Genomic DNA, 13,642 nt, shown 5'->3' on the forward strand with positions numbered 1-13,642 from the left:
TTTTGGTTTGTGTTTGTGTGGTGTTGGGTGGGGGGGTGGGGGGGGGGGGGGGGGGGGGGGGGGGGGGGGGGGTGGGGGGGGGGGTGGGGGGGGGGGGGGGGGGGGGGGGGGGGGGGGGGGGGGGGGGGGGGGGGGGCGGGGGGGGGGGGGGGCGGGGGGGGGTGGGGCGGGGGGGGGTGGAGGCGGGGGGGGGGGGGCCGCCCGCGGCCCCCCCCCCCCCCGCCGACGGCGTGCCGCCGCTCCTCGCCGACGCGGGGCTGCTGCAGCGGGTGGTGGTGAACCTGCTCGCGAACGCGGTGCGGCACTCCCCCGCGGGCGAGCGGGTGCGGGTCTCGGCGTCGGGGTTCCGGGGGCGCGTGCAGCTCCGCGTCGTCGATCGCGGCCCGGGCATCCCGGTGGAGCGGCGCGACGGCGTGTTCACGCCGTTCCAGCGCCTCGGCGACACCGACAATGAGACGGGGCTCGGGCTCGGACTCGCGCTCTCGAAGGGATTCGTCGAGGGCATGGACGGCACGCTCGAGGTCGAGGACACCCCTGGCGGCGGACTCACCATGGTGGTCACGCTGCGGGCGGCGGACCAGGCGACGGATGCCCCGACAGGCACGGACCCGGACGCCGCGGACGAGGAAGGGCCGGTGCGATGAGGATCCTCCTCGCCGACGACGACGAGCAGCTGCAGCGCGCGCTCCGCATCACGCTCGCCGCGCGCGGCTACGAGGTGCTGCACGCCCGGGACGGCGCGGAGGCGATCGAGCAGGCGGCCTCGGGGCATCCGGATCTCATCCTGCTCGACCTCGGCATGCCGCGCGTCGACGGTCTCGACGTGATCCGCGCGGTGCGCGCGTGGTCGAGCGTGCCGATCCTCGTGCTGTCCGGCCGCACCGACTCCGGCGAGAAGGTCGAGGCGCTCGACGCCGGCGCCGACGACTACGTGACGAAGCCGTTCGCGATGGACGAGCTGCTCGCGCGGATCCGCGCGAGGTCGCGCCGGCCCGCGGGCGAGGAGGACGCCGGCGCGCTGCATCGCATCGGCGGGCTCGAGGTCGATCTCGCGGCGAAGACCATCCGCCGGCTCGAGGGGGCGGATGCCGCGTCGGGCTCGGTGCGGCTGACCCCGACGGAGTGGCACCTGCTGGAGCTCTTCCTGAAGCATCCGGGGAAGCTGCTGACCCGCGAGATGCTCCTCTCGGAGGTCTGGGGGCCGTACCACGCGAACGACGCCGGCTATCTGCGGCTCTACGTCGCGCAGCTGCGGCGCAAACTCGAGCCGGTGCCGGCGGAGCCGCGCCACTTCCTGAACGAGCCCGGCATGGGCTACCGCTTCGAGCCGTGACGCGCGGGGCCGGGCGGCGCGCGGCCTACGCTTGAGGGGTGGACTGCGGCTACTTCGACGCCGGGCGCTGCACCTCGTGCGCCCTCATGGGGCAGCCGTACCCGGAGCAGCTCGCCGCGAAGCAGGCGCACGCCGAGGAGCTGCTCGCCCCGTTCGGCGTCGGCGCGTGGCATCCGCCCGTCGCCTCCGGCGAGCGCGACTACCGCAACAAGGCGAAGATGGTCGTCGGCGGCACCGTCGACGCCCCGACGATCGGCATCCTCGACGCCGACGGGCACGGCGTCGACCTGCAGGCGTGCGGCATCTGCTCGCCGGGGCATCGCGCGGCGTTCCCGGTGCTCGCCCGCTTCATCACCCGCGCGCGCATCGCCCCCTACGACGTCACCGCCCGGCGGGGCGAGCTGAAGCACCTCATCGTCACCGAGTCGCCCGACGGCGAGCTCATGGTGCGCTTCGTGCTGCGCTCGACGGAGCCGGTCTCCCGCATCCGCAAGCATCTGCCGACGCTCCTCGCGGAGCTGCCGCAGGCGCGCGTCGTCACGGTGAACCTGCTGCCCGAGCACAAGGCGGTGCTCGAGGGCGAGTCGGAGCTCGTGCTCACCGAGCAGGAGACCCTGCCGATGCGGCTGAACGACGTGACGATGCACCTGCGGCCGCAGAGCTTCTTCCAGACGAACACGGCGATCGCGGCGGCCCTCTACGCGGAGGCGCGGGAGTGGATCCGCGAGCTCGCCCCCGACTCGGCGTGGGACCTCTACTCCGGCGTCGGCGGATTCGCCCTCCATCTCGCGAGCGGCACGGCCGGGATCGGGCGCGACGGCGCCGGCTCCCCCGGCCCCGAGATCACCGGCATCGAGACGAGCGTCGAGGCCGTCGCGTCGGCGGAGCTCAGCCGGGCGGATGCCGCGCTCAGCCGTCTGCGCTTCGCCGCCGGCGATGCGACGGCGTTCGCCCTCGCGGCGGATGCCCCGCCCGACCTCGTCGTGGTGAACCCGCCGCGCCGCGGCATCGGGGCCGAGCTCGCCGGCTGGCTCGAGCAGAGCACGGGCGTCTCGCACGTGCTCTACTCGAGCTGCAACGCCGCGTCCCTCGCGAAGGATCTGCGCGCGATGCCGTCGTACCGGCCGGTACGGGCCCGGGTGTTCGACATGTTCCCGCAGACGACGCACTTCGAGGTGATGGTGCTGCTCGAGCGGCGCTGAGCCGCGCGTTCGGCGCCGGGCCGTGCGTTCGCCGCTGGCTCGGCGCCTCAGATCACCTCCCAGCCGTGCTCGCGGACGGCGGCCGGGGTGCCGGCCCGGTACCGGAGGACGCGCTCGTCGAAGTCGAGCGACAGCGTCGCCTTCGTCTCGCAGCTGAACTCGGGGTGCTCCTCGTCGCGGTAGAAGATGCACACGGGCCCGCCGTCGGGGAGCCCCTCGATGAGCTGCGCGGCGCGCTCGACCGGATCGAGCGCGCGGAACGCGGTCGCCCGTTCGTCGAGCATCGCGAGCCGGGCATGCGTGTCGCTCATGTCGGGGTTGCGCTCGCCGCGCGCGAGCCCGGCGTCGAGGAAGTGGTTCGTGTGCCGCATCGTCTCCCCCGGCGCGCCCTCGATGACGGCGACGCCGACCGGGGTCGCCTCGAGGAACGCGGCCCGCGGGCGCTCGCCGTCGTAGCTGACGACGGTGAGCGTCGTCGAGGCGCCGAGCCGGGCGCCTCGGACGAGCTCGATCGCCTCCTCGAGCGAGGCGGCCTCGTCGTGGATGCGCCGGGCGATGAGGTGCAGCGGGATGCCGGGCACCGAGCCGTCGCTCTCGTGGTTCAGCATGTTCATGTGGCTGCCGACGCCGGCATCGTTGATGCCGATCTTGCCGAGGAGGCCGAGCTCGGTGAAGCCGTGCACCCGCCGCCCGGCGTCGGTCACGTACGACCAGGCGAGCGACTCCGTCGCGAGGTGCGTGTACCAGTCCCAGATCTGCAGCGAGCGGGGCGCCTGCCCGTCGTCCGGGAGGAACACCCCGGTCGAGCACTCGCCCTGGCCGCTCGGCTCGGCGAGCGCGATGATCTCGGTGCGGCCGCTCATGAGCGCGGCCTGCCAGGGGTCGAGGCCGGCGCCGGCGGCGAGGCCCGCGAGCTCCGTCGCGAGGCTCGGCGACCAGTCGGCGACGTCGTCGAGGATGCGGAGGGCGGCATCCCGGGCGCGGTCCTCGGCGATGCCCTTCGCCCGGAAGAGCCGCCAGTAGCCGTCGAGGGACTCGGCGATCTGGGGGCGGAAGCGCTCGCCGATCTCCGCCCCGCGGGTCGCGGGGTCGCGGGTCACGGACTCGTGTCGTCGGATGATCATGCGGCGGCGCTCAGCACGGCGTCCCAGGCGAGCTCCGAGGCGATGGCGCCGAGCGCGCTCGGCGCGAGCTGGTGCACGCCCCGATCGGCCGTCGTCTCGCTCGGGAAGTCCACCTCGTCGGTGGTCACGGCGAACAGCACGTCGCCGTCCTGGCTCGTGTGGAAGGGCTGGATGGCCCGGTGCATGGAGCTGTGCACCTGCTTCGCGAACTGGTCGAGCTGACGGTCGTCGAGTCGCACGTTCGTGAACACCGCGGTGATGGTGGTGTTGCCGAGCTCGGTCTCCGGCACCCCCGCCCCGGCGAAGGCCGCCGCGTAGTCCTCGGCGGGGTGGCGCCGCTCGCCCGTCTCCGGGTCGTAGTTGCCGCGCACGACGCGCTGCTCCCGGTCGAGGATCGCGCCGACGGCGTTCACGACGGTGACGACGAGGAGCTTGATGCCCGAGATCTCGCGGTAGGCCGCGCCCTGTCCGGCGAACTCGGCGCGCGACCAGTCGATCTTGCCGACCGTCGCGGCGACGCCCGCCCCCACCCGGCCGACCGGGACCGTGCCCGCGACGGCGTTCGCGAGTGCGGCCTTCCCGAGCGCGGCATCCGGGATCACGGCGTTGTTCCGCGCCGAGAAGTCGTAGATGATCGCGCCGTTCACGAGCGAGAGCCGGGGGAAGGACACGTCGTTCCCGCGCTCGGCGAGGAGCGCCTCGGCGACGCCGGTCGCCGCGCCGAAGCCGTAGACGGATCCCCCGGCGAAGCAGATCGCCTCGACGACCTGGTACCCGCCGCTCAGGCCCTTCGAGCCGCCGCGGAAGTCGGTCGCGACGCGGGCGTGGTCGGGCAGCCGCATCACCGTCACACCCGTGGGCCCTTCGGCGTACTCCGCGGTGCCGACGGTGAGCTCGGCGAAGCCGTGGTCCACCAGTTCCCGCGGGGTCCCGGGGACGGGGCTCGGCGCGAGCTGCGGGTTGCCGTCGAGTCCGCGGAAGCGCGGCAGCTCGGCCGGCCGGCGGGGTGGGTACGTCATTGTGTTCCTCTCCAGAGATCCCATACGATGCCTAGTGCCGGAACGATCCGGCACGGTCCGACGGTAGTGCCCTCGCCGAGCGCGGTCAAGAGCGATGCTCAGATTCACGACCCGACGCGACTCGGCGCTTCGGAGCGCGCTCCCGGGCGGATCGGAGAGGAGCAACGACGTCCAGATGATCCCCGAACTCGTCTTCCACGGCGGCCATGTCTTCACCGGTGCCCGGCCGTCCGGCGGCCCCCCGGCGACCGCCGTCGCCGTGCGGCAGGGCCGCATCGTCGCCGTCGGCGACGACGGCCTGCTCGAGCTCGCCGGCCCCGCCACCCGCACCGTCGACCTCGCCGGGCGCCTCCTCGTGCCCGGCTTCCAGGACGCTCACGCCCACCCCGTCTTCGGCGCCCTCGAGCTGTCGAGCTGCCACCTCGGCGGCCTCGCGACGGTCGAGGAGTACCTCGCCGCCGTCGCGGCCTACGCGGCGAGCCATCCCGACGATGGGACCCTGCAGGGCGCCGGCTGGACCCAGGCCGCGTTCCCCGACGGGCCGCCGACCGCGGCACTGCTCGACCGCGTCGTCCCCGACCGGCCGATCCTGCTCTGGGGCAACGACGGCCACCGCGCCTGGGTGAACTCCGCCGCCCTCGCGGCGGCGGGCATCGACGCGGACACCCCCGACCCGGCCGACGGGCGCATCGAGCGGGATGCCGCGGGCCGGCCCACCGGGCTGCTCCTCGAGGGCGCCGTCGGCCCCGTGCTCGCGCTCCTCCCCGACGCGACGCCCGGCGAGCTCGACGCCGCCGTGCTGCGCGCCCAGGAGCACCTGCACGCCGTCGGCATCACCGCCTGGCAGGACGCCATCCTCTCCCGCGCGGAGGACGGCGAGGACCCGGCCGAGGCCTACCTGCGCGCCGACCGGGCGGGCCGCCTGACCGCCCGCGTCACCGGGGCGCTGTGGTGGGACCGCACGCGCGGACTCGAGCAGATCCCCGAGCTCGTCGAACGCCGCGAGCGGTTCCGCGGCACCCGCTTCAGCACCCCCACTGTGAAGATCATGCAGGACGGCATCATCGAGTCGGAGACGGCGGCGCTCCTCGCGCCGTACCGCGCCGCGCACGCCGAGACCGGGCTGTCGTTCGTCGACCCCGAGCTCCTCCGCGAGATCGCCGTGCGGCTCGAGGCGGAGGGCTTCCAGCTCCACTTCCACGGCATCGGCGACCGCGCCGTACGGGAGAGCCTCGACGCGATCGCCGCCGCCCGCGGCGCACGCCGCGGAGCCGACCCGCGCCACCACATCGCCCACGTGCAGCTCATCGACCCGCTCGACGTGCCCCGCTTCGCCGAGCTCGGCGTGACGGCGAACATCCAGCCGTACTGGGCGTGCAACGACCCGCTCATGGTCGAGCACACCGTGCCGCTCCTCGGCGACGAGCGCGCGGGTCAGCAGTACCCGTTCGGCGCCCTGCACGCCGCCGGCGCGCGCCTCGCGGCCGGCAGCGACTGGCCGGTGTCCACGCCCGATCCGATCGCGGGCATCCACGTCGCCGTGACGCGGACGCTCCCGGCGGGGCATCCGGGGCGCTCCACCGAGCCGTTCCTGCCCGAGCAGGCGATCGACGTCGCGACGGCGCTCGAGGCGTACACCGCCGGCTCCGCCCACGTGAACCGGCTCGACGACACGGGCCGCATCGCGCCGGGGTACGCCGCCGACCTCGCGGTGCTCGACCGGAACCTCCTCGCGATCCCCGCGGAGGAGATCGGCGCCACCCGGGTGGACGCGACCTTCGTCGACGGCGCGCCCGTCTTCGAGCGCTGAGCCCTCACCCCGCCGCGCGGCGCTCGCAGAGCCGCCGCACCGGCTCGGTCGGCACCTCCGCGGCGAGCGCGGCGTACCGTTCGGCGGCCTCCTGCCTCCGGCCGGTGCGCCGCGCGAGGTCCGCGAGGGCGAGTCGGGCGTCGAGCGCCGCATAGGGTGCTGCGCCCCCGGCGAGCACGCGGAGCTCCCGCTCGACCCCGCGGAGGGCGGCCGTGCGCTCGCCGGACGGCGGGCTGAACAGGGCGCGGTGCTGCTCGGCGACGAGCCGGGCGACGGTCACCGAGGGGGCGCCCCAGACCCGCTCGAGCGCCCGATAGAAGGCGACGACCCGTTCCCAGTCGGTCTCCGCGAAGCTCGGCGCGGAGGTGTGCAGCCCGGCGATCGCGGCCTCGAGCACGAAGCGGCCGTCGCCGCGATCGGCCGCGGCCGCGGCATCCGCGAGGCCCGCCTCGATGAGCCGGGCGTCCCAGCGCCGCCGGTCGGCCTCGTCGAGCGGCACCGCCGCGCCCTCGGCGTCCAGCCGACCCGGACGCCGCGCGAGCCCGAGCCGGATGACCGCGCGGAGCCCGCGCACCTCCGCATCGTCGGGGAACTCGGCGACGAGCGCGTCGGCGATCGACAGCGCCTGCCGGCCGAGGTCGTCGAGGGGCGTGCCCGGGTCGAGCACGTCACGGTGGGCGACGGTGAACATGCCGGCGACGCTCGCGAGGACGACCGGCAGGCGCGCGCGGCGCTCGGGCCCCTCCGGCACGCGGAAGCCCCCGCGGGCCTCGGCGAGGGCGCGCTTGGCCCGGGTGAGCCGCGCCGCGGCGGCCGTCGACTGCACCCCGAGATGCGCGGCGATGCGCGGCACGTCGAGGCCGCACACCACGCGCAGGGCGAGGACGAGCCTGGCCTGTTCGGTGAGCGCCGGGTCGCAGGCCACGAAGAGGAGCGCGAGCCGGTCGTCGAGGGCGTCGCCGAGCGCCGCGCCCGCGGCTGCCTCGGGCTCCGCCCACTCCGCTTCGCGCGGCCCGTCGGCGAGCTCGGAGGCCTCGCGTTCGGCGTGCCGGCGCTCGGTGGCGGCGCGCCGCCGCTCGTCGAGGAAGGCCCGCTTGCCGACCGCGGTGCACCAGGCGGCGAGCGAGCCGATGGACCGTCCGCCGCCGGCCTCGGCGACGGCCCGCGCCATCGCCTCGGCGGCGTACTCCTGCGCGTCGTCGAGACTCCCCGTGTAGGCGGCGAGCGCGCGGACGACGCGCGGCCAGGCGTCGGCGAAGTCCTCGCCGAGGCCGGCGGCGGATCCGTTCACGAGGTGGGGAAGACCTTCCGCCATTCGATGTGGCCGCCGGTGGGCACGAGGGCGGCGATGCGGCGGGCGAGCGACTCGTCGTCGGTCTCGACGAGGTAGAAGCCGGAGACGACTTCGCTCGTGTCGGGGTAGGGCCCGTCGGAGTAGACGGCGTCGGCCTCGACGCGGTCGCCGGCACCGGGCGTGACCCGTCCGCCGTACTTCGCGTTCTGCAGCGCGGAGCCGCCGACGATGCGCGCGCCGAGCCGCTCGACGGCCTCCTGGAACGCCTTGTGCGCGGGGAAGTTCGCCTCCGGGTCGCCGCCCGGTACACCCCCGCCGCCGAGGAACGCGTCGGAGTCCCAGTCGGGCTCGTGGATGAGGTAGACGTACGTGTCGGTCATGGTGTCTCCCAGCTCTCAGCCCGCTCGCGGGCTGTGACGACGATCGTCACACCATGGTGACGAATCCGGGCCCCGGAAATCGACACCCGGAACGAAACGGGCCCTGTTCAGGCCTTTCCGCAGTTTCGTCGGCTATACTGATCGGTCATGCAAAGGAGGTGACATGCGAAGGATCGGAATCGTCCCCGCGACCATCATCGTCGCAACGTGGCTGTTCATCATCGGATTCGCGTTCGGCTATCTCGGCCGTCTCGACTCGGGCGCGACGCCCGCGACGGACGGCGCGGCGCTCGCCGGACTCCTCACCGGAGCTGCCGCCGTCGCCATCGCCGCCGCGACCCTCGTCGCGGTCCGGCTCGTGCGCACCGCCGCGCGCGCGGTGCGTTCGCGCGACGCGAAGCACGCGGGCTAGCCCAGAGACCCGGGATCGTCCCGGGAGACCCGGACGCGGGGTCGGCCATCGTTGGCCGGCCCCGCGTTCCACGTCTCAGGCGCCCGCGAGCCCCGCGGTGAGCCGCTCGAGCTCGGCGATGCGCGAGGCGCGCTCGCGCGGCACCCCCGGCACGCCGGGGCGCTGCTGATCCGGCCGGGGACCGGCCGTCGGCCGGAAGCCGACGCCCTGCGCGTCGAGCCAGGCGAGGTAGTCGGGCAGCCGCGCCGCGAAGTCCGCCGGGTCGAGCGGATGCCCCGTCCACGCCACCTCGGCGAACGCGCCGAGCCGCGGGAACACGGCGTAGTCGAGCCGTTCGGGACCGTCGAGGTGCTCGGCCCAGACGTTCGCCTGCACGCCGACGACCCGCTCGGCGAACCATCCCGGCTCCGTCTCGGGCACCGGGTCGAAGCCCGCGACGTCGTCGAGGGAGAGCACGGTGCCGACCGGGATCGGCTCGGCCGGGTCATCCGACTGCCGATAGTCGAAGTAGGTCCACAGGTCGGGGCAGAGCACGACGTCGTGGCCGAGGCGCGCCCCGAGCCTCGCCCCCACGGGCCCGCGCCAGGAGGCGACGACCGCATCGGGCGCCGGATCCCGCCCCTCGAGCATCTCGTCCCAGCCGACGGCGCGCCGGCCTCGGGCGCGGAGGCCGTCGGCGACGCGGGCGAGGAACCAGGCCTGCAGCTCCTCCTCGTCGGCGATGCCGCGTTCGGCCATGAGCTCCTGCGTGCGCGGGTCGGCGCGCCAGCGGTCCTTGCGCACCTCGTCGCCGCCGATGCCGACGACCTCGTCGTCGAACACCTCGCAGAGCTCGTCGAAGACCGTCCCGATGAACTCGAGGGTCGCCTCTTCGACGTTCAGCACCTCGTCGCTGATGCCGAAGCGGGTCCACGGCTCCCGCACCCGCCGGGCGACCGCCTCGGCGCCGCCGACGCCGAACTCGGGGTACGCGGCGAGGACGGCGCTCGCGTGCCCGGGGACGTCGAGCTCCGGGACGACGCGGATGCCCCGCTCCGCCGCGTAGGCGACGAGCTCGCGCAGCTCGGCCTGCCGGTACCAGCCCTCGTGCGGCACGCCGTCGAGCGTCGAGTCGGGCCCGTGCCCGAGCTGGGTCTCCGAGCGGCGCCCGCCGAGCTCGGTGAGCCGCGGGTACGCCCGCACCTCGAAGCGCCAGCCCTGATCGTCGGAGAGGTGCAGCTGCAGCACGGCGATCCGGTGCGCGGCGAGGAGGTCGACGAAGCGGTACAGCTCCGGGAGCGGCCGGAAGCGCCGCGCGACGTCGAGCATGACGCCGCGCCAGGCGAAGCGCGGCTCCCCCGTGAACCGCAGTCCGGCGGCGGGCGGCACGGCGGCGCTCATGCGCCGGCGGCGAGCTCGCGCGCGCGGGCGAGCGCGGCGTCCGTGGCGCGGGCGAACAGCTCCTCGAGGCCGGCCGACTCGAGCACGGCGACGGCGCGCTCGGTGGTGCCCTTCGGGCTCGTCACCCGGCGGCGGAGCTCGGCCGGCTCCTCCCCCGAGTCGGCGAGCAGCTCGCTCGCGCCGCGGAAGGTGCCCTGCACCATCGTCGCCGCCTGCTCGGGCGTGAAGCCCTTCGCGACCGCCGCGGCCGTGAGCTGCTCGATCAGATAGAAGACGTACGCGGGCCCCGAGCCCGAGATCGTGGAGAGCGCGTCGAGCTGCGACTCGGGCACGACGAGCACCTCGCCGACCGTCTCGAAGAGCCGCACCACGAGGTCGAGCTCGGCGTCGCTCGACCGGGTGCCGGCGGAGACCCCGGTGACGGCGCGGCCGACGACGGCGGGCGTGTTCGGCATGGTGCGCACGACGGCGACGTGGGCCGGCAGGATCGACTCGAACGTCGCGACGGTGACGCCGGCCGCGACGGAGACGACGACCGTGCCGGGCTCGAGCGCGTCGGCGATCTCGCGGAGGAGCTCGGGCACCATCGCGGGCTTCACGGCCACGACGACGAGGCCGGCGCCGGCGACCGCGCGGCGGTTCGCCTCGGCATCCTGCTCCGTCGCGAAGGCGGTGACGCCGGGCAGCCCGGCGAGTTCGGCGGCCTTCTCGGCGCTGCGGTTGGTCGCACGGATGCCGGCGACGGCGACGCCCGGCTGGAGCAGGCCGTGCAGCACGGCCCGGGCCATCGAGCCGGCGCCGAGGAACGCGATGACGGGAAGGGATGGCGCGTCGGCAGTCATGCGCCCCATCCTAGGAGCGGCTCCGGCCTCCCTCCGCTGTTGACGGCGGGCGCACGGGTGTTGACCGTCCGCGCGGGATGCCCGGCTCGCCGATGCGTGGTATCCCAACACGGAACTAGCGTCGGCACCGATCTCATCGTGCACGCGCGCACGTGAGCGGGACCGCAGAGGAGCACCACCGTGACCGACCTTCGATCGCCTGCCCCGAGTGAGACGGGTCCGCCGCAGCGGCTCCGTGCCGGCAGCCTGGGCATCTTCGCCGTCGTCGCGCTCGTGGTATCCGCTGCGGCGCCACTCACGGTGGCGGCGAGCTCAGGACCGACGAACTTCCGACTCGGCGGACTCGGCGGCCCGCTCGCGATGCTGATCTGCGCGGCGGTGCTGATCTGCTTCGCGATGGGCTTCACCGCGATGAGCCGGCACGTGACGAACGCGGCCGCGTTCTACGCGTACGTCGGGCGGGGGCTGGGCCGCCCCGCCGGGCTCGGCATCGCCGCCGTCACGACCTTCGCCTACGTCGTGCTCACGGCCAGCTTCTTCGGCTTCATCGGGATCTTCACGAGCATCGGCGTGCGCACCGTCCTCGGGGTCGAGGTGCACTGGACCGTCGGGGCGCTGCTCGGCTGGGTGCTCGTCGCATTCCTCGGCCGCCGCAGTGCCGAGGCGGGCGCCCGGCTGCTCGCCGTGCTCCTCACCGCCGAGGTCGCGATCCTCGTCATCCTCTCCGTCGCGGTGCTCGCGACCGGCGGCCCCGAGCCGATGTCGGCGGAGTCGTACAACCCGGCGCACCTGTTCGTCCCCGGGGCCGCGGCCCTGTTCGTGCTCGGCTTCGGCGCCTTCGTCGGGTTCGAGGGGACCGCCATCTACGCGGAGGAGGCGAAGCGCCCGGAGCGCACCGTGCCGCTCGCGACCTACATCGCGGTCGGCTTCCTCGGGATCTTCTACTCCTTCGCCTTCTGGATGTACACCGTCGCCTTCGGCACCGACGGGGTGCTCGAGGCATCCGCCCAGGACGACTTCCAGGACATGATCTTCGCGGCGTCGGACACGTACCTCGGGCACTGGGCCGCGATCGTGCTGTCGGTGCTCGTCGTCACGAGCTTCGTCGCCTGCGTGATGGCGTTCCACAACGCCTCGGCGCGCTACCTGTTCTCGCTCGGACGCGACGAGGCGCTGCCGCCGGTGCTCGGCCGGGTGCATCCGAAGCACGGTTCGCCTGCCAATGCGAGCCTCGCCGTCTCGGCCATCTCGATGGTGCCGATCGTCGTCTGCGCCGTCACCGGCGCCGACCCGTTCCTGGTGTTCGCGATGGTCGTCTACGCCACCGGCGTCGCCGCGATCATCTTCGCCCAGGCGGTCGCGGGCTTCGCGGTCGTCGCGTACTTCGTCCGGGATCGGCGGGGGCACTCGCCGTGGCGGGTCGTCGTCGCGCCGCTCGTCGGCGCGATCGGCCTCGGCGTCGCCTGGGTGGTGGTGGTGCTGAACTTCTCGATCATCAGCGGACTCGAGGGGACGCTCGTGAACGCGGCGCTGATCCTGCCGACGCCGGTCCTCTTCGTCACGGGTGTGCTGGTCGCGCGACGGTGGCGGCGCACCCGGCCGGAGCGCTTCGAGCGGCTCGCGCAGAACCTGGGGACGCCGACCACCCACCTCGCGCAGATCGACTGAGGCCAAGCCATCACGCTCCAGGCATCCGCGGCTCCTAGAATCGATCCATGAGCGCATCGGGCGCAATCGGCAGAGCCCATCACGCTCGAGGCATCCGCGGCTCCTAGAATCGATCCATGAGCGCATCGGGCGCAATCGGCAGAGCCCATCACGCTCGAGGCATCCACGGCTCCTAGAATCGATCCATGAGCGCATCGGGCGGAACCAAAGCCATCATCGCGGCCTTCCTCGCCAACCTCGGCATCGCCGTCACGAAGCTCATCGCCTGGGCGTTCTCGGGTTCGAGCTCGATGCTGGCGGAGGCGGTGCACTCCTTCGCCGACTCGGGCAACCAGCTGCTGCTGATCTTCGGCGGTCGCAAGGCGCGCCGCGCCGCCGACAAGGAGCACCCGTTCGGCTACGGCCGCGAGCGCTACGTGTACGCGTTCGTCGTGGCGATCATCCTGTTCTCGGTCGGCGGCCTGTTCTCGATCTACGAGGGCATCGAGAAGATCCAGCACCCGCACGAGCTCGAGGTGCCGTGGTTGCCGATCCTGGTGCTCGTCATCGCGATCGCGCTGGAGTCGTTCTCGCTGCGCACGGCGATCAAGGAGTCGAATCCGCTGCGGGGCCGGCAGAGCTGGGTGCAGTTCGTCCGGCGGGCGAAGGCGCCGGAGCTGCCGGTGGTGCTGCTCGAGGATGTCGCGGCCCTCCTCGGTCTCGTCTTCGCCCTGTTCGGCGTCGGGCTCACGATCATCACGGGCAACCCGCTGTTCGACGCGATCGGCACGCTCATGATCGGCACGCTGCTGATCGTCGTGGCGATCGTCCTCGGCATCGAGACGAAGAGCCTCCTCGTGGGCGAGGGCGCGAACGACGCCGACGTCGAGAAGATCGAGCAGGCGATCACGGCGGGGCCGGAGATCGAGCGGATCATCCACATGAAGACCCTCTACCTGGGGCCGGATGAGCTGCTCGTGGCCGCGAAGCTCGGCTTCGCCGCCGATCAGCGGCTGCTCGAGGTGGCCGCGGCGACGAACGTGATCGAGCAGCGCATCCGCCAGGCGGTGCCCGCGGCGCGGGTGATCTACATCGAGCCGGACGTCTACGTCGATCCGCACCACACGGCGCCCCCGACCGATGCGATCGTCATCAAGGGCCTGGAGTGACCGTCGCCTCCGTGGCGTGACCCTCACCTC

General features: G+C 73.9%; 12 protein-coding genes and 1 pseudogene. 7 read left to right on the plus strand and 6 right to left on the minus strand.

Annotated features, from left to right (window positions below):
• Window positions 1-191: 191 nt before the first annotated feature.
• From ROT00_RS17185 to rlmC, 3 genes and pseudogenes are all read left to right on the plus strand, one after another.
• A pseudogene (locus ROT00_RS17185) lies at window positions 192-644 on the plus strand (sensor histidine kinase); the annotation flags it as partial.
• Window positions 641-1,333 (plus strand): response regulator, encoded by a 693-nt coding sequence (locus ROT00_RS17190; protein ID WP_404776259.1) that lies wholly within the window; start codon window positions 641-643, stop codon window positions 1,331-1,333. The pseudogene ROT00_RS17185 and the gene ROT00_RS17190, both read left to right, overlap by 4 nt.
• A gap of 38 nt (window positions 1,334-1,371) precedes the next feature.
• Complete coding sequence (gene rlmC / locus ROT00_RS17195) at window positions 1,372-2,535, plus strand: 23S rRNA (uracil(747)-C(5))-methyltransferase RlmC (protein WP_404776260.1); 1,164 nt, start codon at window positions 1,372-1,374, stop codon at window positions 2,533-2,535.
• Between the two features lie 47 nt (window positions 2,536-2,582).
• On the opposite strand, the gene ROT00_RS17200 is transcribed toward rlmC, so the two are convergent.
• Both ROT00_RS17200 and ROT00_RS17205 read right to left on the minus strand, forming a co-directional pair.
• Window positions 2,583-3,659 (minus strand): C45 family autoproteolytic acyltransferase/hydrolase, encoded by a 1,077-nt coding sequence (locus ROT00_RS17200; protein WP_404776261.1) that lies wholly within the window; start codon window positions 3,657-3,659, stop codon window positions 2,583-2,585.
• The gene (locus ROT00_RS17205; RefSeq protein ID WP_404776262.1) at window positions 3,656-4,678 is read right to left on the minus strand and encodes a P1 family peptidase; all 1,023 of its coding nucleotides are present in this window, start codon (window positions 4,676-4,678) and stop codon (window positions 3,656-3,658) included. The genes ROT00_RS17200 and ROT00_RS17205 overlap by 4 nt, the downstream gene beginning before the upstream one ends.
• Before the next feature lie 175 nt (window positions 4,679-4,853).
• Here ROT00_RS17205 and ROT00_RS17210 point away from each other — a divergent pair, with 175 nt between their 5' ends.
• A complete protein-coding gene (locus ROT00_RS17210; protein ID WP_404776263.1) occupies window positions 4,854-6,488 on the plus strand; it encodes an amidohydrolase in 1,635 nt (544 codons plus the stop codon).
• 4 nt (window positions 6,489-6,492) lie between these two features.
• On the opposite strand, the gene ROT00_RS17215 is transcribed toward ROT00_RS17210, so the two are convergent.
• Complete coding sequence (locus ROT00_RS17215; RefSeq protein ID WP_404776264.1) at window positions 6,493-7,779, minus strand: DUF6596 domain-containing protein; 1,287 nt, start codon at window positions 7,777-7,779, stop codon at window positions 6,493-6,495.
• Complete coding sequence (locus ROT00_RS17220; RefSeq protein WP_404776265.1) at window positions 7,776-8,162, minus strand: YciI family protein; 387 nt, start codon at window positions 8,160-8,162, stop codon at window positions 7,776-7,778. The genes ROT00_RS17215 and ROT00_RS17220 overlap by 4 nt, the downstream gene beginning before the upstream one ends.
• Before the next feature lie 163 nt (window positions 8,163-8,325).
• Between ROT00_RS17220 and ROT00_RS17225 the strand changes: the two genes are divergently transcribed.
• Window positions 8,326-8,574, plus strand: a complete 249-nt coding sequence (locus tag ROT00_RS17225; protein ID WP_404776266.1) for a hypothetical protein — start codon at window positions 8,326-8,328, stop codon at window positions 8,572-8,574.
• A 75-nt stretch (window positions 8,575-8,649) separates the two neighbouring features.
• On the opposite strand, the gene ROT00_RS17230 is transcribed toward ROT00_RS17225, so the two are convergent.
• Together ROT00_RS17230 and proC are read right to left on the minus strand one after the other, a co-directional pair.
• The gene (locus ROT00_RS17230) at window positions 8,650-9,954 is read right to left on the minus strand and encodes a beta-N-acetylhexosaminidase (RefSeq protein ID WP_404776267.1); all 1,305 of its coding nucleotides are present in this window, start codon (window positions 9,952-9,954) and stop codon (window positions 8,650-8,652) included.
• Window positions 9,951-10,796, minus strand: a complete 846-nt coding sequence (gene proC, locus ROT00_RS17235; protein WP_404776268.1) for a pyrroline-5-carboxylate reductase — start codon at window positions 10,794-10,796, stop codon at window positions 9,951-9,953. The genes ROT00_RS17230 and proC overlap by 4 nt, the downstream gene beginning before the upstream one ends.
• Window positions 10,797-10,976: 180 nt before the next feature.
• On the opposite strand from proC, the gene ROT00_RS17240 reads away from it, so the two are divergent.
• Together ROT00_RS17240 and ROT00_RS17245 are read left to right on the plus strand one after the other, a co-directional pair.
• On the plus strand, window positions 10,977-12,464 hold the full coding sequence (locus ROT00_RS17240) for an APC family permease (protein WP_404776269.1): 1,488 nt from the start codon (window positions 10,977-10,979) through the stop codon (window positions 12,462-12,464).
• 185 nt (window positions 12,465-12,649) lie between these two features.
• Entirely contained in the window at window positions 12,650-13,612 is a 963-nt protein-coding gene (locus tag ROT00_RS17245; RefSeq protein WP_404776270.1) for a cation diffusion facilitator family transporter, read from the plus strand.
• The last annotated feature ends 30 nt before the right edge of the window (window positions 13,613-13,642 follow it).

Origin of the sequence: Agromyces mediolanus, from assembly GCF_044917495.1 — a bacterium.
Classification (GTDB): domain Bacteria; phylum Actinomycetota; class Actinomycetes; order Actinomycetales; family Microbacteriaceae; genus Agromyces; species Agromyces mediolanus_B.